Source organism: Olsenella uli (genome assembly GCF_016900775.1).
Lineage (GTDB): Bacteria > Actinomycetota > Coriobacteriia > Coriobacteriales > Atopobiaceae > Thermophilibacter > Thermophilibacter uli_A.
The window spans coordinates 1-24,566 of sequence record NZ_JACJKN010000020.1; the positions used below are offsets into that span (position 1 = coordinate 1).

Below are 24,566 nucleotides of genomic sequence, written 5' to 3' on the forward strand. Positions count from 1 at the left end.
ACCTACGGTTGGGCTTCTCATCTGCAAAGGCAAAGACAATGTGCTGGCACAGTACGCAGTGGAGGGCTCCAGCCAACCGATCGGCATATCCGAGTACGAGCTTTCCAGGTTGATGCCGAAAGAGCTGCGCGGCTCTCTGCCTACCATTGAGGAGATTGAGGCGGAGCTGCGCGGATGAGTTGTCTCGTTTGACGTAATGTTTGAGGTGCCGTTTTGAGAGGGGCAACCATGCCAACACTTCGTGATTGCGTCTACGGCCAGGCGGTGGCCGACGCGCTGGGCGTGCCGTACGAGTTTCGCCCGCGGGACTCGTTCCGCTGCACGGGCATGGTCGGCCACGGTAGCCACAACAAGCCGGCGGGCACGTGGAGCGACGACACTTCCATGACGCTCGCGATCTGCGACAGCTACCGTGAGCTGGGGCGCATTGACGTCGATGACATCCGGGGGCGCTTTGTGCGGTGGTATCGCGAGGGCGCCTACACGGTCGACGGGCTCTTCGACATCGGCAACGCCACGCGCGAGGCGCTCGAGTGCGGGCACGGCCTTGCGGGGGAGTGGGACAACGGCAACGGTTCGCTCATGCGTACGGTCCCGCTCGCGTTCACCGACGCCACCGACGACGAGGTGCGCGCTGTCTCCGCGATCACGCACGCGCACCCGACCTCGACGGAGGCGTGCGTTGCCATGGTGCACATTGCGCGGGACCTTATCGCCGGCGCGAGCCCGGTGGACGTGGCGGGTGACGTCGCCGCGCGACCTGTGGACGAGATCGGCTCCACCGGCTTCGTGCGCCACACCTTCGACGCCGCGCTCTGGTGTCTCGTCAACACATCGAGCTACGCCGAGTGCGCGCTCGCCGCGGTGAACCTCGGGGACGATACGGACACCACGGCCGCCGTCGCCGGCGCGCTCGCCGGCATCGTCTACGGCATCGAGAGAATCCCGCTCGAGTGGCTAAACAAGCTGCGGGGCAAGGCCCTCATCGAGAGCTGCCTGTTCTGAGGCGTGCTTGCTTTATTTCTCGACATGCTCGAGTTTGCTCGGTTGTTTTGCTCAGAAAAGTTGAGTCAAAAGTTTTGAGTCAACTTTTCTGAGCAAAGGTCATCGCATGTCAGATTATTCTTGCTATACTGCTATACAAAGTCGAGGTGATGAGTATGCCAGGAACAACCGCGGCGCCGCAGGTTCGGCAGACGCAGATGAATACGCGCATAGACATGGCCCTCAAAGAAGCCGGGGACGCCGTGCTCACGCGGCTTGGCTACTCGCCGTCGGCGGCGGTGCGCGGGCTCTGGCAGTTTGTGGTGGACCACCAGGATGACGCGGCATCTGTGCGCAAGGTCATCGAGCCCGGTGTGGCTTCTGCGCTCTCTGACGAGTCGGCTCGGAAGGCATCCGCGATTACCAGCTTGCGCTCCCTGTACGCACAGACGGCCCGCGAGCTCGGCATCCCCGGAAACGACGGGACGGACATCCCATCCTGGGACGACCTCCGCGAGGACTGGTATGACGAGCGCCTGGACAGGGAGGCGTAGATGTCACAGCCTTCGCGCGTTCTTCTCGATACCAACGTCTGGCTCGACGCGTTCGACGGGGCACGTCCGCGCTCTCGCGAGGCAAGCGAGCTGATCGACGTTTGCGTGCGCAAGGGGATTGATCTGCTCTACGCGGTCGGCACGTCGAAGGACGTGTTCTACCTCGTGGGCGCCTCGCTTAAGCGTCAGGCACGGACAGCGGGTACGGCGCTCTCCGAGGGCCAGGCCCGCGCCATAGCCACCTACGCCGCGGCTTGCGTCACCAACATGGACGAGATCGCGACGGCTGTGGGCGCCGATTCCTCGGACGTTTGGCTTGCACGAAAGTACCAGCGCATCCACGCGGACTTCGAGGACTGTATGGTGTTGGCGGCAGCCCAGCGTGCGAAGGCCGACTATCTCGTGACCAGCGACGAGGCACTCCTGCGTCACGCTCCTGTGGCGGCGCTCTCGGTGGACGACTTTCTTGCGCTGGTGGGGGAGTAGGCGCGTTCGGAAAGGCTGTGGAGATGAGTAGGGGACAAGAGCGGTCGAGCCAGCGTCTGGCAAAGATCATCGAGCCGACCGACGATGAGAAGGCCGCGGCAAAGGCCGCCCAGACGTTCGGGCGCTCCTACGCGCACGACAGCACGGCGCTCGGGGTGGCCGCCTTCGCCCTGGTCTTCCTCATCGTCTTCGCTATCGTCATCGTGACGCTCGTCGATGGCGTCTTGCGCGGCGAGTTCGGTGATCAGGACATTGCGTGGCTCGTCGCGATTGGCGCCGCCGTGTTCGTCGTGTTTGCCGTGCTAGTGGTCGTGTCGGTTCTTGTCGCGCGCCACCATTACCTGCATCCGGTCAAGAGCGACGTGTTCGCTGCCGGCGGGCGCCTGTTCCATACCTCGTTCATGCCGGACAAGGAGAAGAACGGGGACGGCCGCGGAATCGTCCGCATCAACGTCGTCGACATCGCGGAGTGCGTCGGGTTCCACAACCGGAAGGACAGGACGGTCTGGATCCTCCCGAGTCCTGACGCGCGCATCCATGACGTGTGGCGGCGCGGCAAGCGATGGGAGGACGAGCGCGAGCTGTGCCTCGCCCTCCTGGAGAAGGGGATCCCGAGCGGCGCGGACACGGACCCGTTCTTTGGCGTGGACGAGCAGTACCGGGGCTTCCTCGAGCGGATCGGCGTGCGGATAGAGGAGACGACCGAGCCCGTCGACTTCCTGGCCGGGACGTGGTTGCCGGCGAAAGACGACTTTCATGATTGGTAGTCGCGCGGTAGCGCTGGACTTCACGGGCCCGGGAGTTGCTTTCGGGACCGTTTTGTATTGAGGACGGGCGTTTTTCGGTCGCGTCCAGTGAGCCGCATTTCTCGAATAAAAAAACGAGAAAAAATAAAATAACGAAAACGGATAAAACCACGATTTCGGTTATGGGGGAGCTTCTGGCTGGGAATCGCAAGGCGTTGCTCGCGGCGAGGGGCCGAGGTGTGACAGCCGATTTTTCGGTATTGAGCGAGATTTTTCGGTATAGATAACGGTATTATTAGCCAAATTACGGTATCGAAAGTAAAATAACGGTATAGAGATACGGTTTTACGGTATATTTACGGTACCGAGAAATAACCAACCTTGGCGGTGGTCACTATGCCGGAGTCCCTTCACCAACTAATCCAAAACGTCCTCTCGATGCGCTGCGAGACTCAGACCATTGAGGTGAAGGCGGCCGCGCAGGGCGCCCCGCGCATCTACGACACGCTCTCGTCATTCTCGAACCAGGAGGAGGGCGGTGCCATTGTCTTTGGCATCGACGAGACGAATGGCTTTGAGCCGTGCGGCGTCTACGACGCCCAGACGCTGCAGAAGAGCATCGTCGAGCAGTGTCGGGAGATGGAGCCGCAGATTCACCCGTTCATTCAGACTGGTGAGCTGGAGGGTAAGACGATCGTTGTTGCCCATATCCGCGGCCTCATGATGGGGGAGCGCCCTGCGTATAGGCGCACGTCAGGCATGCTCAAGGGGTCCTACGTGCGCGTTGGCGATGCCGACGAGCGCATGACCGATGCCGAGCTGTATGAGATCGACGCTTTCAAGAAGGGCGTCTCCGACGACGTCTCGGTGCACCCCGACGCCTCGCGCGGCATGCTCGATGCCGACTCCATGGCCCGATACATTCTCGACGCCCGAAGGGATCGCCCCCGCCTCGAGAGTCGTAGCGACGAGGACGTGCTCCGCCTCACGGGGGTTCTGCGCGATGATGCCCCGACGCTTGCCGGAATGATGACGCTTGGCGATTACCCCCAGAGGCTCTACCGGAACTGCTGCATAACCGCGGTCGCTGTGGCGGGGGAGCATATGGGTACCGGCGAGGAGGGCCAGCGCTTCCTGGATAACCGGACCATCGAGGGCACCATCCCGCAGATGCTGGAGGACGCGTGGGCATTCGTTGCTCGCAACGTTCGCGTCTCATCTGTCGTGAAGGGACTCAAGCGCGATAACGTCCCGGAGTATCCGGAGGTCGCTGTGAGGGAGATGATCGCGAACGCCCTCGTCCACAGGGGCTATGGTCCCTATGCGATAGGCACCCCCGTCCGCCTGGTTGTGTACTCAAACAGGATTGAGTGCGTCAATCCCGGTGGCATCTTCGGCGGAAACACCGTGGAAGCGCTGGGTCGGGAGAGCCTTCCAACGAGAAACCCCACGCTCATCTCCCTGCTTGAGATAACTCACGACGTGGAGAACCGACGCTCGGGGATTCCCGCGATGCGCGACGCGATGCGCGCCGCGGGACTCAGGGAGCCGGAGTTCGCAGAACGTAGGGGTACGTTCATGTGCACGCTCTACGGTGGGCGTGCCGAGAAGAACGACGGGGTCGTTGCCGACGAGGAGCGAATCCTCGAGTTCTGTCGCGAGCCCCGCTCCAGGGAGGAGATCGCGGAGGAGCTTGGGCTTCAGGTCGAGACCGCTCGACGCACGCGCATCCTCCCGCTGGTGCGCGCGGGGAAGTTGGCACTCACCATGCCGGACGTCCCGAGGAGCAAGTTCCAGCGGTATGTGAGGGTGGGGTAGGCTCCTCTGCGATGTTTTAGGACAGCATAAGCTGGCTCATGGGCAAACGAGTCCGTCATAGCAAGGGGAGGAAGAAGTGAAGGTCTATCTCGTCCGACATGAATCCGGCTGCTATAGCGACCACCTGAGCTACGTTGAGCGCGTCTACTCCACGCGCGAGGCTGCGATTGCCTATGTCGAATCAATCGAGTGGGAATACGAGCGATGCATTGATGAGAACAGGTTCGAGGAGGACGACGCGTGGGAAACCGTAGCCGAGTGCCCGACTATGCACCCGTTCCGCCACGGGGACTGCTGGTTCGTCGACGGGGACCCCGACTCAGACCGACCGTGCTGGTTCATCGACGAGTTCGAGGTGATGGAGTGACCGCCACGGTTCGGGGCGGCGGCAGCCTGACTGACAATCAAGTCTGACGCTATTGTGAGGAGCTTGGCAAGATCATCGACACCAACACCAAGGGCGTGCTCAGCGCCTTCGTCTGCCTGGCGAGCGACCTCGCGTCCTATGTGACGGGCGAGGTCCTGGCCGTCGACGGCGGCATGACGGCGTAGGTGCTGACTGTTGGCGCGTGTGGGCCCGGGAGCTGAGGGCGGCTCCCGGGCCTATTTGTTGTGGTCACGGGTCCGCAGCTGCGCTCGACGTCCTCCCATCTCAAATAGAAAAACGAGAAAAAATAAAAAAACGAAAACGGATAAAATAACGAAAACGGAGCCCTCGACGCGAGGAGGCGCCATGAGGAAGGTCAACCCGTTCAAGCCGACTGCGGGTGCGGAGCCCCCAGTCCTGGCAGGTCGCGATGCGGTTCTCGACGACTTTGAGATTGGGCTTGAGGAGGGCGTCGGCGCCCCCGGCAGGCTTATGCGCATTACCGGTCCGCGAGGTTCGGGCAAGACCGTTCTTCTCACTGAGCTGGGCGATATTGCCCGTCAGCGCGGGTGGCGCGTTGTGGACGTGACGGCGGCGGAGCACCTTCCCCAATTGATTTGTCGACGTCTCGAGAAGACGGACAGCGTTGACTACTCGGTAGAGCTTGATCTCATGGTCGTAAAGGCGAAGGCTCAGAAGGACGAGCCTCACAGGCCCGAGGATATCTATGAAGCCTTGGACCGCGTCGCCGGCAAGCTGACCGAGAAGGGCAAAGGCCTACTCGTGACAATTGACGAGATTCAGGACGCTAGCGTTGGGGACGTTCGCGATATTGCCGTAGCGATTCAACATCTCATCCGGGAGCGTCGCAACATTGCCTTTGTCTTTGCTGGGCTGACTGCGGGAGTGATGAATCTGCTGGGGGAGGACGGGCCCACGTTCTTGAGGCGTGCGTACCCGGAAGAGCTGGACACCATTCCAGTAGACGAGGTCAAGACAGCGCTCAGGGCAACATTCGAGAAGAACGGCGTCCGGATTGACGAGGGCGCGCTTTCCTCTGCTGCTGATTCGACCGCAGGATACGCTTATCTCATTCAGTTGGTGGGCTACAACGTCTGGCGTGCCGCACAGGTTCGTGGCGGCGGGGAATTCGATGCCATTTCAGTTGAGGATGTCGAGAAGGGCGTTGTCGCCGCGCGGCGGGAGTTCGAGCGGACGGTGCTCGAGACGGCGATCGCTTATCTTCCCAAGACGGCGATGGAGTATTTGGTTGCGATGGCTGAGGACGCGCTGGCATCTTCAACGGGGGAAATTGCCAGCCGTCTGGGCGTTCCCGCCTCGTCCCTTTCTACCACACGAAAGCTGCTCGTCTCTCGTCAGGTCATTGAGCCGACGGCCCGTGGTTACGTGGGCTTCTCGATTCCGTTCATGAGGGAGTACCTGATTGAGAATCGCGAGGCGTTGCTGGCGCGGTATGGGGTTGAGGGGTAAACGTCCTCCGCGTGCCCTAGGAGGAATTATTGTCCGGTCCGGTTGCTATGGTCTAGACACTTGAAACCATCGCGAACGGAGGCGCAATGAGACTGTGGTACAGAACGGGGGACATTACCGCTCTGCGCGAAATCTCGTGCGATAGGGTCGTGTGCCTTGACGTTGAGAGCACAGGACTCGACCCGCGTTCCGATGAAGTACTGCAGATTGCTCTTGTTCGTGGCGATGGAGAGGTCTCGCTGTCTCGCTACGTACGACCCGAGCATCACTCAAGCTGGCCTTTGGCGCAGCGCACCCACGGCATCTCTCCTTCGATGGTGACAGGCTGTCCGTCTTTGGTGTTGCTGAAGCCGGAGATTGAGGAGTTCTTCGAGGGCACAGATCTTATCGTTGGCTATAACGTCGCCTTTGACCTCCTGTTTCTTCAGACGGCAGGCATCTCCTTCGGCAACGCGTCGGTCTTTGACGTAATGCGAGAGTTCGCACCCGTTGCAGGGCGATGGGATGCTGATCGCCAGAGATATCCAACAAGGGGGCTCGGGGAACTACAAGGATACATTGCCCCGTGCTCCCGCCGCCCCCTGGGCCCGCGCCTCCTGCACAGGCGGGAGTTGCGCTGTCTCATCTTGTCTCGCTCGCGTCGCGCATCAGTCGCACATGTTGGCAGATAGCCGACAGGCTAGGCTGCTCCATCGACCTTGCGGTCGGCCGCGAGGACATCGGCGCGCCGGAGCCCGAGGTCTTCCGCTCCCGGCTCGTGGGCGAGACGGGCCCGCTTCTCGTCGGCGTGCGCGTGCAATACCTGATGGATGCCGAGCGAGCTGAGGAAATTGACCCCAAGATCTTTCGTACGGCGTTCTGGGACGGGCTCTTCAACTACTGCTCCGACCGCCCGGACTTTGTGGAAGCGTACGGGGATCAGTCGAATCGGTATGAGAACTCCGGCTGGAATATCTCGTTCAGCCTGGGCCTTCGAGGTGCCAACGCCCTTGCGTATTACTCGCGTCGGGACGCTTGGGTTGGCGCGAGCATCTGGATTGCGGACTTCTCGCTGTACGAGCGGCTCCTGGAGCGGAAGGACGAGATTGACGAGCTTCTTGGTCGCGACGGGGGAGAGGTTGTCTGGAACGACGCAAACGAGAAGTCCCGAGAGCTGCTTGTGAAGCTGCCGGCTGACTTGGCGCCCGACCACTGGGACGAGCTCTATCCGTGAATCGCTGACAGGCTGCTGGGTATCCGCAAGATCGCGGGGTGGCTGCGGTAGTACGTGAAAATGGAAGGTGACGTGCAACCATCAATTTATCCGAAAGTTTACTATTTAGTTATTACGTCTCACCTGCTAACGTTTGCCTTGTTCAATTCAAACGAGGAGGCATTCATGTCAGCAATACCTGAAGCTCAGATTTGTGCCTGCTACGAAGCTGCCGGGAGGGTGCTGCGCAATGGGGAACCAAAGCCCAAGCTAGCGGATTACGTATCAAGATCAACCGGAATGGACGCGGGCTCCGCAAGAATCTATATCGATGCCGTTGTTTCTCTAGTACAGAGAGGAACGCTTGGTCGTGACATAAGTACTTTCGCCCGGCGCAGCTTTCTGGACTGGATAGCTCGAGACTATGGAGCAGATGCTCTCGCTAGGGCGCTGTGTGCCTATCGAAAGAGAGACGAGTGGCTGAAACTGCACGGCCACTCATACGGCACTTACACGAAGATTGCGGACGAGTACTCCCAGTCGTAGTAGGGGATTGGAAACTGCCCGTAAGATCTGTTAACCGATTTTGTGACTGAAAGGTGAGGTTTCTGCCTGGGTCTCGCCATGCGGTCGTGATGCATACGTTAAAGCGAATAAAGGGTGTGGGGCAATGAACGAGTGGAAGCTTCGTGACGCGCTCTTGGAGAAGAACGATCCTCTCAGGGAGAAGAACGATCCTCTCAGCGACAAGGCAATTCGGACGTGTCTGAGCAGAGCCCGCAGGGTAGAGCGCATTTTGAGAGAAGACCTTGACGTGGTTGTGGCAAATGATGACCGAGTCTACGCCGCGCTGCTTACGCTCAAGTCGTGTCCGGAGGAGCGTAATGGCGGACTTCAGAATGCGTTGCGCTGGTACTACCGTGCCGTCAACAGGAGAGACTTTCCAAAGCTGAGCGAGTATTGTCCCAAAGAGCAATTCTCGTATGAGGTTTCCGCAAAAGCAGATGTGGGACTGCATGAACAGTCCCATTCAGAGGGCGCGGCCGCCTCCGCTTCCACAAATGAGTCCAGTGAGCCCATAGGCTCCCTTTGGCGCGAGTTCTGCTCAGTGAAGAACCGCATCTCATCTGCTCTTGGTAGGTCAAATAACGTTGTTGGAGAGCTTGCTGAGCGGATCGTTGCCGAGTATCACGGTACGGTTCCTCTTGCTGTCTCACATCCCTCTGCCGATGTCGCGCTTAAGGATGGAACGCTCATTCAGGTGAAGGCTCGCATGCTAACGGACGTAAGGACAACGCCACTCTCCGCCTTTCGATCCTGGAACTTTGACGTGCTCTCTGTCGTGCTCTTTGAGCCAGATGGCGATATTGCCTTTGGCGGAGAAATTCCCTGCTCTATAGCGCGGCGTTACGCGAGGGAGGTTTCGCACGTCAACGGCTGGCAGATTTCGACGACGCATGATTTTCTCTCCCATCCGGCATTTACCGATTTGACCGATGCTTATCGCCGTACGCTCGAGAACCTCTAAGTTCTGTGGACGCTGATAATAATTCGACAGTTCGCGTCATATGAGAGGGTGGTTAGGAGATATCCCGCGGCATATGCGGCTCTGTGCGTTTGTCATCAGGGGGGGGTTACGGCCTTAATATATTGCCCAATAGGTGATATCCATTCTCGGTCGGAAGAAGGGTGTATGTCAGGACGAGAGAAGCCTTGGCTTACGCCACGCGAACAAGTCGAGCACTTGATTTCCAAAGGCGTCAAGTTTGAGCTGTGGCCTGAAGATGAGGCGGAAGATTATCTGAGGAAGAACAACTCGTACTTCCGCCTCAGGTCCTATCGTTCCAACTTCGCAAAACGAGTTGGGGGAGAGCAAGACGGGCAGTACATCGGTCTTGACTTCGCCATGCTAGTCGACCTCTCCATAATCGATATGTATCTGAGGAACGAGCTTCTTCCTCTGACGCTTGACATTGAGCATTTTTCCAAAATGAACCTCCTTGGGGTGATTGAGCAGAACGGCGAAGATGGCTACGCAATCGTTCGGGACTTTCTTAGGGGCTACACACGAGATGATGGAACAAACTCGGCAATTGACGAGATAAACCGCGGACGCACAAGCCCGTACACGATGGGGCTTATCGAGAGGCATCCAGATGCTGGCTATCCGGTATGGGAGTTCTTTGAGGTCATCCCCTTTGGGCGTTTTGCCCACTTTGTCAAATTCTGTGCTGACAGGTTTTCGGATAAGGAAATGCGGGACCGCTTTTATCTGCTGCAAAGCGTGAAGGGACTACGAAATGCGTGTGCTCATAACAGCTGCATAATCAACGACATGGGGACGGGAAGCTCAACTCATGAGGCTCGACGTGTCGTGATGAGGGCTCTTGCTCAAATTGGGATTGGCAAAGACGCAAGAAAAACGAAGATGGGAAATGAAAGATTCCAGCAGATTGCTACGACACTCTATCTGCATAGCCGCATTGCCTCAGAAGGGGTTATTCGGCATAGGTCGGAGCGGCTGGAGGAGCTCGTGAATAGAATGGCGAGACACAGCGACTATTATGCCTCGGGCAGCCTTGTGTCTACTGGCTTTGCCTTTATTGGGGCCATGGTTAGTGGATGGTATTTTGGGGTGAGCGGCGAAAAGAAAGAGGCTATTGTTGCCGATTCCTAAATCGGGTATATTTTCTACACTATGAAAAACGGCATGCCGTTTTAGGGGAGGGCTTCTAGAGGCAGCTTTAGGAGTGCTCCCTATTTTGTGTCTTTATTATCATGTTGGAAAGAGTCGCATATAGTCGACGCTCTCCTTGAATTATTGTCCGGTCGCCCTTGTACACTCCCCTCAAGTCGAGAGAGGGGAGCCAACATGTACGAGCCGTCACGTCAGCTGATGTCGTTCAACGTCGCGGGGTTCCAGTTCTGGGATGGTGCGCTGGTGCTCGGGGAGCTCAAGGCGGGCACGCTACTCAAGCTTGTCCCGGAGCCGGACAACCCGCACGATCCCGAGGCAGTTGCGCTGCGCTACCATGGGACCAAGCTCGGTTACGTTCCATCGGACGAGAACGCCGTGCTCTCGGTGATGTGCTTCTACGGGCACGCCGCGGCGTTCGAGGCGCGCGTGCTGCAGGTGGACCCGGAGGCTGCGCCTTGGAAGCAGGTGCGCGTCGGCGTCTTCGTGACGGACGCTCGCTGAGACCCGGTCGGCGTACGGCTGGGAAGGTGAGAAGAACGGGAGGAGAACCATGGACACCGGCTTTCGCAGCGTGATCAGGTCCGATGGCACGACGCACCTCGAGCATCAGATCGGCACCATGCGCTTTGACCTCGCGACGGGGCGGATGACGCAGATCCTTCCCTCGCCCGGTGGCATGCAAAGCGTCATCCGGCCCGACGGCTCGTTCGGTCTTGAGCAGACCGTCGGCAACATGAGGTTCAACATCGACCAGGGAAGCTACGACCTGCTTCTTTAGGGCCGTCCCGGGGTTTCTGCCACTTCGGGCAAGTACGCAAGGAGGCGCCATGCCGCTCGTTCGCCTGTCGGAGCGCATATCCTATCTCCCGCACGTCGAGGAGCTTGACCGTCCCGTGCTGGCGCTCGTGCGTGGGGACCGCCTCGCGCTCGCCGTCGACGCGGGCTACTCGCCGCGCCACGTCGCGGACCTCTACCACGGGCTCGTCTCGGCGGGCCTCCCGCTGCCCGACCTCACCGCGCTCACGCACTGGCACTGGGACCACAGCTTTGGCATGAGCGCCGTCGCTGGCCTCACGGTCGCCCGGAAAGAGACGAACGAGCACCTGCTCGAGGCGCGCGGAATCCTCTCGGACCCGGATGACCCGCGCCGCGCGGACATCCGCTCGGCCCAGGGCTTTGCCGAGGAGTTCCCACCCGGGGAGGACCCCGTCGTCGTGACCGCCGACATAGAGTTTGAGGGCGAGCTCTCGATCGACCTCGGCGGCGTGACGGCCCGCCTGATCGCCACGGACGCGCCCCACACCAACGACTCTACGCTCGTCTACGTTCCCGAGGAGCGCACTCTCTTCGTGGGCGACTGCTTCTGCGAGGACTACGACTCCGGCGACGACCCGTCCGTCTGCCACCTCGACCCCGCGCGGCTGCGCGCACTTCTCGCCACGATTGAGGGCCTGGACCCGGCACCGGAGACCTTCGTCATCGGCCACTGCCCGCCTGAGGGCCCGGGCGAGTTCGTCGGATACCTGAACGAGCTGCTGAAGGCGGCCCCGGGGGAGGGAGGCAAACATGCCAACGCTTCGTGACGCGATCTTTGGCCTGGCCGTGGGTGACGCGCTCGGAGTGCCGTACGAGTTCCGCCCGCGCGGGAGCTTCACCTGCACGGGGATGGTCGGCTACGGCACGCACGACCAGCCGGCGGGCACCTGGTCGGACGACACGAGCATGACGCTCGCCACCTGCGACAGCATCCGCGCGTGCGGGTGCGTGGACACGGCGGACATGCTCGAGCGGTTCCGCGCGTGGATCGACGGCGGTGCCTACGCCATCGACGGCGTGGTCTTTGACTACGGCAACACCACGGCCCGCGCGCTCGCCGCCGGCACGGGCTGCGCGGGCGAGCGCGACAACGGCAACGGCTCGCTCATGCGCATCGCGCCGCTCGCCTTCACGGACGCCACCGACGACGAGGTCCGCGCGGTCTCGGCCATCACGCACGCGCACCCCGTCTCAGCCGAGACCTGCGTGGAGATGGTGCGCGTGATGCGCGCGCTCGCGGCCGGCGCCTCGCCGGCGGAGGCGGTCCCGGACTACGAGGTCCTTCTCGCCGCCAGCGAGAAGGACCTGGGCTCGGGCGGATTTGTGCGAGATACCTACTGCGCCGCGCTCTGGTGCCTTGTGGTCTCGGGGTCCTACGAGGAATGCGTGCTGCGCGCGGTCAACCTCGGGGACGACACGGACACCACGGCCGCCGTGGCCGGGGCGCTCGCGGGCATCGCGTACGGGGCGGACGCCATCCCGGCCACATGGATGGAGGTGCTGCGCGGCAGGGACATCATCGAGCGCTGCCTCTTCTGATGTTTCTCTGGTAGAACACTTCAAGCCAAGTCCTGCGATCCGTTCCCGGTGGCCATTTCAGACGCCGCGCGAGGCGCAGCGTGTTCCGAGGTGGAGGCAAGCCAGCCTACGCTCTCTCCAGCTTTCCGCCCAACTCTCTTGGGGAACAACGCAGCGGGCCCCGCCCGACTTTCTTGCTAGACCAGCCTCGGCCACACGCTCTTCTCACCCACGGGGAGACCCCTCTCGCCATGACGCTGGACATCAAACACGTGGCAGTCGACATCGGTGGAATGTCCATGCACTCCAGCTGCACTGCGACGCCCTGCGCTTCGAGAGCTCCGCCACACCCACACTTGCACGACTTTGGCTACGTTCGGCGCTACGAGCGTGGCATCCGCCGCGGTCAGCGCCGCTGGCGTGCCGAGCACCTAGACGTTCATGTGCTTGATCGTCCACAGCACGTGTCTCACTACCAGCAACGAGGCGCCGGCCGTCACTCCACCCGCCCTTCTCGTAAGATGGAAAACAGGGGGCGCACGCCAACGAGGCGGGGGAGGGCACATGGAGAGCGACTTCGCGGGCTGGGTCGAGCGGGAGTTCCGCCATCCCGTGCCCATCGAGTACAGGGACTTCCTCTTCCGGTACGCGGCGGCCGCGCACGCCGAACCCGTCATGCCTTCGCGGGCGTATCTCGTCACGGGCGACGGCGACGAGTACGAGGTCTCCGAGTGGTTTTCCGCCGAGCGCATACCCGACATCTATCGATGCTGCTGCGCGGAGGGGCTGATAGCGGAGCATCTGCTGCCGATCTTCGACAGCTGCGGCTGCGTTGTGGCGCTCGACTGCGACGAGCGCTCGAGCACGTACGGCAGCGTTCTCCTGCAGGCTCCTGAGGGCTACTTTGACGACGCCCGTCAGGAGAACGTCTACGAGGAGCCGGTCCTTCTCGCACGGAGCTTCTCGGACGTGCTGGCAGCCCTAGAGGGCACCCAGGACGTCACCAAGGCCAGCCGGCGGGACGGCACGCATGAGGGTCGCTGAGCTCACAGACGCCCGTCTCGTCGTCGAGCTCTCCGAGTGGGACCTCGGGGAGCTGGAGCGCTCGTTTGGCGTGCGCCTGCCAGGCGGCACATGGCTCGTCCCCGGGCACATGACCGCAGAGGACGGGTTCTGCGCGCATGCGGACGAGATGCGGTTTCTGGGCGCGGACGGGGCCTTCACCGCCGCCGGGCTCGACGGCGCCCGGCGGCTCGCCGTCGCCGAGGCGGTCTGCTCGCTGTGGCCGTGGGTCTGCGACAGCTTTGACGTCCGCTTCGTCAGCGAGGACGGGAAGCTGTGGTGCCAAGGGGGCCACCACCTCCAGGTCGAGGTCCGCGCTCCGCGGTCGAGCGCGGCGCTCTGGACGCTCCTGGTGGCGCTGGTCGCCGCCGCCGAGCTGGCCCTCTCCCTCGTGATGGGCTCCCTCGAGGGGGTCTACGGCGCGGTGCTCATCAACGTCCTTCTCGCGCCCCTCTCCCTGCTCTGCGCGGCGCTCGCCCTGCGCTCGTGGCGCTTTGGGGTGACGGCGGACCTGGGCGGGATGAGGGTGCGGCCGACGCTCGGCCCCGAGCGCGCGTTCGCATTCTCCGAGGTCACGGGCGTCGATCGCGTGGTCGCCCCGGACGGGTCGGGGGCGCTGCGCAGGCTCGTGGTCCGCACGGCTGACGCGCGCGTCTCCCTGCCCTCGTCGCTTGAGGGGGTCGAGGCGCTGGACGCCCTCGTCGCCGAGCGCGTCCACCTGTCCTAGCCGCCGCGGCGTGCGAGCGGCCCTGTCCCCCGCTCTTTCTGGCGGCGGCGGGCTGGGGGCGGCTCTCTCGCGTCGAGCGGTCGGCCGCCCCGCCAAGAAGAACGAACGTCGCGTGTGCTGGTCATGAAGTGGTTCTTTCTGGCATGCCGTTCGCAGCCGCAAACGTACCGTCTGCGACACCGCAAAATTTCCTCTTGAAACACGCTTGAAAAGTGGGAATATATGGGCTAACAAACATTTTGTTTGGATACCAGACAAAAAGTTGGCAAGCACGGCAAGCGCGAGAGCGCAGGCGGGAAAGCCGCCAGAGCACAAGGAGGAAGCGTTGAGCGAGAAGATCAAGTGGGTCGCCAACAAGATGCCTAAGAGCGACGATCGCCACCTCGGCATCATGTCCCTCGAGAACGTGGAGGCGGCGCGCAGCTTCCACAAGAGCTTCCCGCAGTACGACGTCACCCCGCTCGCCAAGCTGGATCAGCTGGCGGGCGAGCTCGGACTTGCGAACCTGGCCGTGAAGGACGAGTCCTACCGCTTTGGCCTCAACGCCTTCAAGGTGCTCGGCGGCTCCTTCGCCATGGCCAACTACATCGCGGGCAAGATCGGCCGCCCGGTCTCCGAGATGACCTACGACTACCTCACGAGCGACGAGCTGGCGCGCGACTTCGGCCAGGCCACCTTCTTCACCGCCACCGACGGCAACCACGGCCGCGGCGTCGCCTGGGCCGCCAACAAGCTGGGCCAGAGGGCCGTCGTGCACATGCCCAAGGGCAGCGTGAAGAGCCGCTTCGACAACATCGCCGCCGAGGGTGCCGAGGTCACGATCGAGGACGTCAACTACGACGAGTGCGTCCGCATGGCGGCCGCCGAGGCCGAGGCCTGCGAGAACGGCGTCATCGTGCAGGACACCGCCTGGGACGGCTACGAGGAGATCCCGTCCTGGATCATGGAGGGCTACGGCACCATGGCCTCCGAGGCGGCCGAGCAGTACGCGGCGGCCGGCGTGGAGCGACCGACGCACGTCTTCGTGCAGGCCGGCGTGGGCAGCCTGGCCGGCGGCGTGGTGGGCTACTTCACCAACCTCTTCCCCGACAACCTGCCCACCTTCGTGGTGATGGAGGCCGACACCGCGGCCTGCCTCTACAAGGGCGCCCTTGCCGGCGACGGCGACCCGCGCATCGTGGACGGCGACATGCCCACGATCATGGCGGGCCTGGCCTGCGGCGAGCCCAACACGCTGGGCTGGGACATCCTGCGCAACCACGTGTCCGTGTTCGTGAGCTGCCCCAACTGGGTGGCCGCCAAGGGCATGCGCGTGCTCGGCGCCCCCAAGAAGGGCGACCCGCGCGTCATCTCCGGCGAGTCCGGCGCCGTGGGCGCGGGCCTCGTCACGACCCTCATGGAGTCCGACGAGTACGCCGAGCTTCGCGAGGCCATCGGCCTCGACGAGACGAGCTCCGTGCTGCTCTTCTCGACCGAGGGCGACACGGACCCGGTGAACTACCGCAAGGTCGTGTGGGACGGCGCGTACCCCGCCGAGTAGGGAAGGGCGAGAAGAACGTGTTCTTCTCGGCAGAAGACTGGTAACGAGGGCGTCAGAAAGGACGTAAGCAAAATGGCCAAGGAACTGAACTTCGACGAGATCAAGCGCGCCGCGGAGGGCTACGGCAAGGACATGACCGCCTTCCTGCGCGCCATGATCTCCCACCCGAGCGAGTCCTGCGAGGAGGGCGAGGTCGTGGCCTGCATCAAGGCCGAGATGGAGAAGCTCGGCTTTGACAAGGTCGAGGTCGACGGCCTGGGCAACGTGATCGGCTGGATGGGCGAGGGCGACAAGATCATCGCCATCGACTCCCACATCGACACCGTGGGCATCGGCAACCGCGACAACTGGGAGGCCGACCCCTACGAGGGCTACGAGACCGACGAGCTCATCTACGGCCGCGGCGGCTCCGACCAGGAGGGCGGCATGGCGTCCGCCACGTACGCCGCGAAGATGATGAAGGACCTGGGCCTCATCCCCGAGGGCTACAAGATCATGGTCGTGGGCTCCGTCCAGGAGGAGGACTGCGACGGCATGTGCTGGCAGTACATCGTCAACAAGTACTTCGACGGCCCCGAGGACGCCCGCGAGAAGATCGAGTTCGTGATCTCCACCGAGCCCACCGACGGCGGCATCTACCGAGGGCATCGCGGCCGCATGGAGATCCGCGTTGACGTGCACGGCGTCTCCTGCCACGGCTCCGCGCCCGACCGCGGCGACAACGCCATCTACAAGATGGCCGACATCATCGCCGACGTCCGCGCCCTCAACAACAACGGCTGCGACGAGTCCACCGACATCAAGGGCCTCGTCAAGATGCTCGACCCCAAGTACAACCCCGAGCACTTCGAGGACGCGCGCTTTCTGGGCCGCGGCACCTGCACCGTTTCCCAGATCTTCTACACCTCGCCCAGCCGCTGCGCCGTGGCCGACTCCTGCGCGATCTCCATCGACCGCCGCATGACCGCTGGCGAGACCTGGGACTCCTGCCTCCAGGAGATCCGCGACCTGCCCGCCGTCAAGAAGTACGGCGACGACGTCAAGGTCTCCATGTACATGTACGACCGCCCGAGCTGGAAGGGCACCGTCTACGAGACCGAGGCCTACTTCCCCACGTGGATTAACGCCGAGAGCGCCGCTCACGTCCAGGCTCTCGTTGACGCGCACCACGCGCTCTACGGCGAGGAGCGCATTGGCTGCGAGCCGTCCATGGACAAGCGCGCCGGCCGTCCGCTGACCGACAAGTGGACCTTCTCGACCAACTGCGTGTCCATCCAGGGCCGCTACGGCATCCCGTGCGTGGGCTTTGGCCCCGGCGCCGAGAGCCAGGCGCACGCGCCCAACGAGGTCACCTACAAGCAGGACCTCGTGACCTGCGCCGCGCTCTACACCGCCGCGCTCAACCTCTACGACCCGTCCAAGAAGACCGGCGACGTCACCGTCTTCCGCGCCGGCGCCACCGATAACGACATCAAGTAGCGATGCGTGGGGCGTGCAAAAGGGACAGTCACTTTTGCACGCCCCCGGAACCGAAGAACAGGACCGTGCAAAAGTGACTGTCCCTTTTGCACGCAGAAAGGAAACGACCATGGCCAAGGACTTCTCCGCGCTTCTCGACGAGCTCAAGGGCTACGACTTCTCCGGCATGTACAACGCCGACTTCCTGCACACCTGGGACAAGACCACCGATGAGCTGCGCGCGCTCTACGCCGTGGCCGCCGCCCTGCGCAACCTCCGCGAGCGCAACATCTCGCCGCGAATCTTCGACTCCGGCCTCGCCGTCTCGCTCTTCCGTGACAACTCCACCCGCACGCGCTTCTCGTTCTCCAAGGCCACGAACCTGCTGGGCCTCCAGCTCCAGGACCTCGACGAGGGCAAGTCCCAGATCGCCCACGGCGAGACCGTCCGCGAGACGGCCACGATGATCTCCTTCATGGCAGACGTCATCGGCATCCGCGACGACATGTACATCGGCAAGGGCGACGCCTACATGGCCGAGGTCGCCGAGTCCGTCGACGAGGCCTACAAGGACGGCGTGCTCGACCACCGCCCGACCCTCATCTCCCTGCAGTCCGACTCCGACCACCCCACCCAGTCCTCCGCCGACATGCTCTACCTCATCGAGGAGTTTGGCGGCCTGGAGAACCTCCGTGGCAAGAAGGTTGCCGTGACCTGGGCGTACTCCCCGAGCTACGGCAAGCCGCTCTCCTGCCCGCAGTCGCTCATCTCGCTGCTCCCGCGCTTCGGCATGGACGTCACGCTGGCCCACCCCGAGGGCTACGACCTCATGGGCGACCGCGTGGAGGCCGCCAAGACCTACGCCGCCGAGTCCGGCTGCACCTTCAAGCAGGTGAACACCATGGCCGAGGCCTTCGAGGGCGCCGACATCGTCATCCCCAAGAGCTGGGCGCCCTATGCCGCCATGGAGAAGCGCACCAACCTCTACGCCGAGGGCGACGACGCCGGCATCAAGGCCCTGGAGAAGGAGCTGCTCGCCCAGAACGCCACGCACATGGACTGGTGCTCCACGCGCGAGCTCATGGCCAAGACCGCTCACGGCGATGAGACGATCTACATGCACCCGCTGCCCGCCGACATCTCCGGCGTCTCCTGCGAGCACGGCGAGGTCATGGCCGACGTCTTTGACATGCACCGCGTGGGCATGTACAAGGAGGCCAGCTACAAGCCGTACGCCATCGCCGCGATGATCTTCCTGCAGAAGGTCAAGGACCCCGTCGCCACGCTCGCGGCGCTCGAGGCCGCGGCCAAGCCCCGCTGGAACCAGGCGTAGGAACAATCGCTCGTCCGGGTGAGGGCCGCCCATAAGTCGTTCGCTCGCTGCGCTCCGCGCAGAAGTCGCTCACTGACTTATGGGCGGCCCCGTCCTTACGTTGAGAGGGCATCAAATGTCTAATAGAATCGTCATCGCCCTCGGCGGGAACGCCCTGGGCAACAACCTGCCCGAGCAGATGCAGGCCGTCAAGCACACGGCGCGCGCGATCGTGGACCTCATCGAGCAGGGCAACGAGGTCGTGGTGGCCCACGGCAACGGGCCGCAGGTGGGCATGATCCAGGAGGCCATGACGCAGCTCACGCGCTCCGACCCCGAGAAGTACATCCCGTGCCCGCTGTCGGTCTGCGTGGCCATGAGCCAGGGCTACATCGGATACGACCTGCAGAACGCGCTGCGCGAGGAGATGCTCGACCGCGGGATAGACGTGGGCGCGGCCACCGTGCTCACGCAGGTCGAGGTGGACCCCAACGACCCCGCCTTCGCCAACCCCACCAAGCCGATCGGCTCCTTCATGACGCGCGAGGAGGCCGAGCGCATGATAGCCGAGCGCGGCTACGACGTGGTGGAGGACGCCGGGCGCGGGTATCGCCGCGTGGTGGCCTCGCCCAAGCCCGCGGGCATCGTGGAGCTTGACACCATCCGCTCGCTCGTCGAGACCAATCACGTGGTCATCGCCTGTGGCGGCGGCGGCATCCCCGTGTTCAGGACCGAGGGCAACCACCTCAAGGGCGCTGCGGCCGTCATCGACAAGGACTTCGCGGCGGCGCGCCTGGCCGAGCAGCTGGACGCCGACTTCCTGGTGATCCTCACGGCCGTGGAGAAGGTTGCCGTGAACTTTGGCAAGCCCGACCAGCAGTGGCTGGACGAGCTCACGCCCGAGACCGCCGCGCGCTACATCGAGGAGGGCCAGTTCGCGCCGGGCTCGATGCTGCCCAAGGTCCAGGCCGCGCTCGCGTTCGCGCAGTCCGGCGAGGGCCGCTCTTCGCTGATCACGCTCCTCGAGCGCGCGGCGGACGGCATCGCCGGCAAGACGGGTACCATCGTACGTGGTTAGTGTGCAAAAGGGACAGTCACTTTTGCACGAGGGCCGCAGGCCCCGGGCCCTTCTCGTCGGCTCGGCGAGAAGGGCGGCTCGGCGAGAAGGACGGTGAATCGCGGGCATGAGACCCGACCTCAGGGCATATCTTCTGGATGACGACGGACGCCGGGTCTTCGGGCCCGGCCCCGTCGACCTGCTGGAGCGCGTGGGCGAGCTGGGCAGCCTGCGCGCCGCCGCGATTGACATGGGGATGGCCTACACCAAGGCCACGCGCCTCGTGCACGACGCCGAGCGCGCCTTCGGCTTTGCGCTCACCGAGCGGACCGTGGGCGGAACCGGGGGAGGCGGGTCCCAGCTCACGCCCGAGGCGCGCGAGCTGATCGGGCGCTACCGCGCCTTCGAGCGCGCGAGCCGCCGGGCGCTCTCCGCCGCCTACGAGACGTGCTTCTCGGGCTTTGCCGACGTGGCGCGTCTGGGCTGCGTGGTCATGGCGGCGGGCGAGGGCGCGCGCTTTGGCGGCGCGCCGGGCGAGAAGCTCGTCTCGCCGCTCGCCGGCGTGCCCGTGCTCGAGCGCACGCTCGCCGTACTGCCCGCGGACCTCCTGGACGTCGTGGTGGTGACGCGCTGGGACGCCGTCGAGGTGCTGTGCGCGCGGCTCGGCGTGCGCTGCGTGCGCGCGGCGGGCCCGCTCAAGAGCGACACGATGCGCGCCGGCCTGGAGGCGCTGGGGCATCGCGCCGGCTGCCTCTTCGTGACCGGCGACCAGCCGCTTCTTGGCGAGAGGAGCGTGCGCTCGATGGTGGCCGCCCTCACGCGGGAGCCCTCCGCCATCGTGCGCCTGGCCTGGCATGGGCGGGCCGCGAACCCGGTGCTCTGGCCGGCGGACACACTCGATGCCCTGGCGAGGCTGGAGGGCGACGCCGGGGGGCGCGTCCTTCTCGCCGGGCATGCCGAGCTCACGGACCGCGTGCGCCTGGTGGAGGCCGAGAGCGAGTGGGAGCTTACGGACGTGGACACGCCCGAGGACCTCGCGCGCCTCGAGGGCGCGCTGGCCGACAGGACCTGACAAAGGTGACAGGGCAGTTTGTCAGGAAACCTAATCCTGACAAACTGCCCTGTCACCTTTGTCAGGTAACGAGAGAGGAGGGATTGCGGTGAGGAGGATTCTGGCCGGGGGCACGCTGGTCACGCCGGAGGGCCTGCGGCGCGGCGACCTCGCGCTGGAGGGCGAGAAGATCGTGGCCCTGGCGGCGCGCGTCGAGCCTGCGCCCGGAGACGAGGTGGTGGACGTCTCCGGCTGCTGGGTCTTCCCCGGCTTCATCGACGCGCACACCCACCTGCAGTGCTGGACCGGCATGGACTGGACGGCGGACAGCTTTGAGACCGGCACGCGCGCCGCTGCCTGCGGCGGCACCACCTGCATCGTGGACTACGCCACGGCCGACCGGAGCGTCACGATGGACGAGGCGCTGACCGAGTGGCAGGCGCGCGCGACGTCGGGTGCCGGCTGCACGGCCAACTACGGCTTCCACATGGCCATCGCCGAGTGGGGCGAGGACTCGCCGGCGCAGATGCGCCGCATGCGCGAGGCGGGCGTCTCGAGCTTCAAGACCTACCTCGCCTACGATCACCTGCGCCTTACGGACGCCGAGACGCTGCGCTGCCTGGAGACGGTGCGGGACCTGGACGCCGTGCTCTGCGTGCACTGCGAGAACGGTGACGTGGTGAACGAGCTGCAGCGTCAGGTGCTGGCCGAGGGCATCACGGGCCCGGAGGGGCACCCCTTGAGCCGCCCGGCCGAGGCCGAGGCGGACGCCGTCTCCCGCCTGCTCTACCTGGCGCAGGTCGCGGGTGCCAAGGTGAACGTGGTGCACCTCTCCACGGAGCTCGGCCTTCTCGCCGTGCGCGCCGCCCGCGCCCGCGGACAGAGGGGCGTCTACGTGGAGACCTGCCCGCAGTATCTCACGCTGGACGACATGCGCTACCTCGAGGCCGGCGATGACGGCTTCGCGGGCGCCAAGTACGTGATGAGCCCGCCGCTGCGCAAGCCGGCGGACGTGCGCGCCCTGCGCGAGGCGGTGCTCTCAGGCGAGGTGGACTCCATCGCGACGGACCACTGCTCGTTCAACCTGCGCGGCCAGAAGGACCGCGGACGGCCGGAGCTCGGCGGCGACTTCACCAAGATTCCCAACGGCGGGCCCGGCATCGAGCACCGCCCGGCCGTGATGGCCACGACCTTCGGGGGCGAGCTCGGCCCCATGGAGCTCTGCCGCCTGCTGGCGGAGGGCCCGGCGCGCACCTTTGGCCTCTGGCCGGAGCGCGGACGGCTTGCCGTGGGCGCGGCGGCGGACGTCTGCGTGTGGGACCCGTCTGCGCGCTGGACCATCAGCGCGGCGACCCAGCACCAGGCCGTGGACTACACGCCGTGGGAGGGCTTCGAGGCGCACGGACGGGCGCACCTCGTCTACGTGGGCGGCGAGCTCGTGGCGCAAGACGGCGAGCCCACCGGCGCCACGCCCGGCCGCTACGTGGCAAGATAGTCGTTGGTGAGACAAGGGGGATAGGCTCCTTTGTCTCATGAGAAAAGAAATGAGACAAAGGAGCCTATCCCCCTTGTCTCACGGAAGAAGGAGAAGAACATGGCACTCGAGGCAATCGTCACCGACAAGGCGCCCGCGGCGCTCGGCCCCTACTCCGCGGCCGTGGCGGCCCCGGCCACCAAGGCCATCCACGTGTCCGGCCAGCTGCCGATCGACCCGGCCACCGGCGAGTTCGCGGGCGACGACATCCAGGCCCAGACGCGCCAGAGCCTCACCAACGTCAAGAACATCCTCGAGGCCGCCGGCGCCTCCATGGCCGACGTCGCCGAGGTCACCGTCCTCCTGGACGACATCGCCGACTTCGCGGCCATGAACGAGGTCTACGGCGAGTTCTTTGAGGCGCCCTACCCCAGCCGCGCCGCCTTCGAGGTGGCCGCGCTGCCCAAGGCCGCCAAGGTCGAGATCAAGGCCGTGGCCTACCTGTAGGCAGGGTCTCGCCGGTGATGGAGCGCCGGGCGATTTCCACGCGGAAGTGCTCTTCGAGAAGCTCCCGCTTGGGAAGTCGCCCGGCGCTCGCCGTTTCGGGTCCTCAGGTGCCGAGAGGTGTGGGGTGTTGCCCGTGTCAGTTGCTCGCACTTGTCGTTAAAGCCTCACGTGGGAGCCCGCACTTGTTGCCCGCACTTGGGAGTGCGGGCTTGGAGGCGGTCGGATGGGGCACTCGATGGGATTCGTCGGGTGGGTGACCGCACTTGTTGTGTTGAGACGCGCTGACTGCCCGCACTCCCAAGTGCGGGCGAGAAGTGCGTCCCTCCCTGCGCGCCGCGTCGGACCTTCTCGCCTAGGCCTCCACCTCGCGCAGGAGGTCGGCGGGGTCGACGCCGTAGAGGCGGGCGACCTTCACGAGGTTGGTGGTGCTGGGCTCCGACGCGCCGGACTCCCACTTCGAGACGGCCTGGCGGCTCACGCCGATCTTCTCGGCGACGAACTCCTGCGTCATCTTGCAGCGCTCTCGGTGGGAGCGCAGCACCTCGGCGAGCGAGCGGCGCACCGCCACCGACTCCGGGTCCTTGCGCGGGCGGTCCTGCCGGACGAACCAGCGGATGGCGAGGACGCACACCACGGTGAAGAGGATCCAGGGGAGTGCCTGGAACAGGCAGAAGACGAGTACCATGACCATCTCGGTGGGCCCAAATCCTAGAATCATTTCCGCTCCTCTCCCCGTAACGTTGAGCCAAATGTAGCGCTGCCGCCCGGTTGCGGACAGCACCTATCGCGCAACGTGCGGTTGCGCTTCGGTTGCGGCGCGCCGAAGGGCGGGTGCTCCGAGTGGCAACGAGAAATAATCCGCATTTGACGACATGTCGATGGCTGCCGACTGCGATTCTGCTGCCTTCGATGAACCACGTGCGGATAAATAGCCTGGGCAACGATAGGGACCGCCCTTCATCCCAGCTCGCCCGGGGCTCAGCCACAAAGCTCCACAAGCCGCCCGGCGCGCAGGCTGCCCGCGACCGCGGGGACGTCAAGCCGCCGTGCGAGCTCGCGTGCGCGGGCGAGAAGTTCGTCGGTGTCCGCCTGGTTTACCAGCACGCGCGTGGCCAGGCCCTCGGCGGCGATCACGCACGCCACGAGCTCGGGCGCGGCGACGTCGCCCGGTGCGCACCCGGCGAGCTCGCAGAACCGCTCGGGGCGGTGCGCCGCCTCGCGCACGGGCCGGCCGAAGCCGCTCGCCCCAACGACGAGAATCGTCTGCGAGGACCCCGCCGGCACCACCGGCTCCCACGGCGCGTGCGCCTTGAGAGGCAGCCCGCGCGAGCCGTCGGCCTCCACGAGCACGTAGTCCGCGAGCTCCGCCAGCTCCGCGGGCCCCAGCGCTCCTGCCGCGAGCTTGTCGGCGGCGCGGTCCTTCTCGCCGCCCGGCGAGCCGATGCAGACGACGCGCTCTCGCTCGAGCGTGGCCGCAACCGCGCCCGCGTCGCCCCCGTCGAGCGTCGTCACGCCCGCAAACGGCCGCACGTGCGTCGTGGTGGTGAGCACGACCGTGCCCGGCAGCTCACGGGCCAGCGCCGCCAGCAGCGACGTCTTGCCGCCGCTGCCTATCACCGACGTCACGCCGCGCTCCACGCGCAGCAGCCTGGCAAGTTCCATGGCGCACCTCCTCGAAGCAATCCTACCGCTCGGGGTCATTGGAGTT

At 64.4% G+C, this 24,566-nt stretch carries 29 protein-coding genes; 27 read left to right on the top strand and 2 right to left on the bottom strand.

Annotated elements, in window-relative coordinates; all coding sequences use genetic code 11:
* From H6A23_RS10205 to H6A23_RS10335, 27 genes are all read left to right on the top strand, one after another.
* A partial coding sequence (locus H6A23_RS10205; RefSeq protein WP_204832118.1) for a PDDEXK nuclease domain-containing protein occupies nt 1–178 on the top strand: 178 nt, incomplete at its 5' end.
* A 50-nt stretch (nt 179–228) separates the two neighbouring features.
* Nucleotides 229–1,005, top strand: coding sequence for an ADP-ribosylglycohydrolase family protein (locus H6A23_RS10210; protein ID WP_204832072.1), 777 nt, complete (start codon nt 229–231; stop codon nt 1,003–1,005).
* A 155-nt stretch (nt 1,006–1,160) separates the two neighbouring features.
* Nucleotides 1,161–1,538 (top strand): hypothetical protein, encoded by a 378-nt coding sequence (locus H6A23_RS10215; protein WP_204832073.1) that lies wholly within the window; start codon nt 1,161–1,163, stop codon nt 1,536–1,538.
* Complete coding sequence (locus H6A23_RS10220; protein ID WP_204832074.1) at nt 1,539–2,024, top strand: type II toxin-antitoxin system VapC family toxin; 486 nt, start codon at nt 1,539–1,541, stop codon at nt 2,022–2,024.
* 23 nt (nt 2,025–2,047) lie between these two features.
* Entirely contained in the window at nt 2,048–2,791 is a 744-nt protein-coding gene (locus H6A23_RS10225) for a hypothetical protein (protein WP_204832075.1), read from the top strand.
* A gap of 375 nt (nt 2,792–3,166) precedes the next feature.
* A complete protein-coding gene (locus tag H6A23_RS10230; RefSeq protein ID WP_204832076.1) occupies nt 3,167–4,588 on the top strand; it encodes an ATP-binding protein in 1,422 nt (473 codons plus the stop codon).
* A gap of 76 nt (nt 4,589–4,664) precedes the next feature.
* A complete protein-coding gene (locus H6A23_RS10235; RefSeq protein ID WP_204832077.1) occupies nt 4,665–4,955 on the top strand; it encodes a DUF7336 domain-containing protein in 291 nt (96 codons plus the stop codon).
* 95 nt (nt 4,956–5,050) lie between these two features.
* On the top strand, nt 5,051–5,140 hold the full coding sequence (locus tag H6A23_RS10240) for an SDR family oxidoreductase (protein WP_353653062.1): 90 nt from the start codon (nt 5,051–5,053) through the stop codon (nt 5,138–5,140).
* Between the two features lie 181 nt (nt 5,141–5,321).
* Nucleotides 5,322–6,446, top strand: coding sequence for an AAA family ATPase (locus H6A23_RS10245; protein WP_204832078.1), 1,125 nt, complete (start codon nt 5,322–5,324; stop codon nt 6,444–6,446).
* An 86-nt stretch (nt 6,447–6,532) separates the two neighbouring features.
* Nucleotides 6,533–7,117 carry a 3'-5' exonuclease gene (locus H6A23_RS11750; protein ID WP_075280726.1) on the top strand — a complete coding sequence of 195 codons (585 nt, stop codon included), beginning with the start codon at nt 6,533–6,535 and terminating at the stop codon, nt 7,115–7,117.
* Nucleotides 7,012–7,659, top strand: coding sequence for a hypothetical protein (locus H6A23_RS10255; RefSeq protein WP_204832079.1), 648 nt, complete (start codon nt 7,012–7,014; stop codon nt 7,657–7,659). Before H6A23_RS11750 ends, H6A23_RS10255 begins: the two co-directional genes overlap by 106 nt.
* A 165-nt stretch (nt 7,660–7,824) precedes the next feature.
* Nucleotides 7,825–8,184: a hypothetical protein gene (locus H6A23_RS10260; RefSeq protein ID WP_204832080.1), complete on the top strand. Its 360-nt coding sequence runs from the start codon at nt 7,825–7,827 to the stop codon at nt 8,182–8,184.
* Between the two features lie 124 nt (nt 8,185–8,308).
* On the top strand, nt 8,309–9,166 hold the full coding sequence (locus tag H6A23_RS10265) for a hypothetical protein (protein WP_204832081.1): 858 nt from the start codon (nt 8,309–8,311) through the stop codon (nt 9,164–9,166).
* 165 nt (nt 9,167–9,331) lie between these two features.
* Nucleotides 9,332–10,315, top strand: a complete 984-nt coding sequence (locus H6A23_RS10270) for an Abi family protein (protein ID WP_204832082.1) — start codon at nt 9,332–9,334, stop codon at nt 10,313–10,315.
* A 195-nt stretch (nt 10,316–10,510) separates the two neighbouring features.
* Nucleotides 10,511–10,837: an HIRAN domain-containing protein gene (locus H6A23_RS10275; protein WP_075280724.1), complete on the top strand. Its 327-nt coding sequence runs from the start codon at nt 10,511–10,513 to the stop codon at nt 10,835–10,837.
* 49 nt (nt 10,838–10,886) lie between these two features.
* The gene (locus H6A23_RS10280) at nt 10,887–11,114 is read left to right on the top strand and encodes a hypothetical protein (protein ID WP_204832083.1); all 228 of its coding nucleotides are present in this window, start codon (nt 10,887–10,889) and stop codon (nt 11,112–11,114) included.
* A 49-nt stretch (nt 11,115–11,163) separates the two neighbouring features.
* Nucleotides 11,164–11,919, top strand: a complete 756-nt coding sequence (locus tag H6A23_RS10285) for an MBL fold metallo-hydrolase (protein WP_204832084.1) — start codon at nt 11,164–11,166, stop codon at nt 11,917–11,919.
* Complete coding sequence (locus H6A23_RS10290) at nt 11,903–12,691, top strand: ADP-ribosylglycohydrolase family protein (protein ID WP_204832085.1); 789 nt, start codon at nt 11,903–11,905, stop codon at nt 12,689–12,691. Before H6A23_RS10285 ends, H6A23_RS10290 begins: the two co-directional genes overlap by 17 nt.
* Before the next feature lie 543 nt (nt 12,692–13,234).
* On the top strand, nt 13,235–13,714 hold the full coding sequence (locus H6A23_RS10295; protein WP_204832086.1) for an SMI1/KNR4 family protein: 480 nt from the start codon (nt 13,235–13,237) through the stop codon (nt 13,712–13,714).
* Complete coding sequence (locus tag H6A23_RS10300; RefSeq protein WP_204832087.1) at nt 13,701–14,459, top strand: hypothetical protein; 759 nt, start codon at nt 13,701–13,703, stop codon at nt 14,457–14,459. Before H6A23_RS10295 ends, H6A23_RS10300 begins: the two co-directional genes overlap by 14 nt.
* Nucleotides 14,460–14,784: 325 nt before the next feature.
* A complete protein-coding gene (gene dpaL / locus H6A23_RS10305) occupies nt 14,785–15,999 on the top strand; it encodes a diaminopropionate ammonia-lyase (RefSeq protein ID WP_204832088.1) in 1,215 nt (404 codons plus the stop codon).
* A gap of 72 nt (nt 16,000–16,071) precedes the next feature.
* Entirely contained in the window at nt 16,072–17,478 is a 1,407-nt protein-coding gene (locus tag H6A23_RS10310) for a YgeY family selenium metabolism-linked hydrolase (RefSeq protein WP_204832089.1), read from the top strand.
* 109 nt (nt 17,479–17,587) lie between these two features.
* Nucleotides 17,588–18,790, top strand: a complete 1,203-nt coding sequence (gene ygeW / locus H6A23_RS10315; protein WP_204832090.1) for a knotted carbamoyltransferase YgeW — start codon at nt 17,588–17,590, stop codon at nt 18,788–18,790.
* A 115-nt stretch (nt 18,791–18,905) separates the two neighbouring features.
* Nucleotides 18,906–19,847, top strand: a complete 942-nt coding sequence (arcC, locus tag H6A23_RS10320) for a carbamate kinase (RefSeq protein ID WP_204832091.1) — start codon at nt 18,906–18,908, stop codon at nt 19,845–19,847.
* Nucleotides 19,848–19,953: 106 nt separating this feature from the next.
* The gene (locus H6A23_RS10325) at nt 19,954–20,898 is read left to right on the top strand and encodes an NTP transferase domain-containing protein (RefSeq protein WP_204832092.1); all 945 of its coding nucleotides are present in this window, start codon (nt 19,954–19,956) and stop codon (nt 20,896–20,898) included.
* Nucleotides 20,899–20,986: 88 nt separating this feature from the next.
* Nucleotides 20,987–22,372: a dihydropyrimidinase gene (hydA, locus tag H6A23_RS10330; RefSeq protein WP_204832093.1), complete on the top strand. Its 1,386-nt coding sequence runs from the start codon at nt 20,987–20,989 to the stop codon at nt 22,370–22,372.
* Nucleotides 22,373–22,471: 99 nt separating this feature from the next.
* The gene (locus H6A23_RS10335; protein ID WP_204832094.1) at nt 22,472–22,858 is read left to right on the top strand and encodes a Rid family detoxifying hydrolase; all 387 of its coding nucleotides are present in this window, start codon (nt 22,472–22,474) and stop codon (nt 22,856–22,858) included.
* Between the two features lie 352 nt (nt 22,859–23,210).
* On the opposite strand, the gene H6A23_RS10340 is transcribed toward H6A23_RS10335, so the two are convergent.
* Together H6A23_RS10340 and yqeC are read right to left on the bottom strand one after the other, a co-directional pair.
* Nucleotides 23,211–23,576 (bottom strand): helix-turn-helix domain-containing protein, encoded by a 366-nt coding sequence (locus H6A23_RS10340; RefSeq protein ID WP_286165954.1) that lies wholly within the window; start codon nt 23,574–23,576, stop codon nt 23,211–23,213.
* 260 nt (nt 23,577–23,836) lie between these two features.
* Nucleotides 23,837–24,520 carry a selenium cofactor biosynthesis protein YqeC gene (yqeC, locus tag H6A23_RS10345; protein ID WP_204832095.1) on the bottom strand — a complete coding sequence of 228 codons (684 nt, stop codon included), beginning with the start codon at nt 24,518–24,520 and terminating at the stop codon, nt 23,837–23,839.
* Nucleotides 24,521–24,566 lie beyond the last annotated feature (46 nt).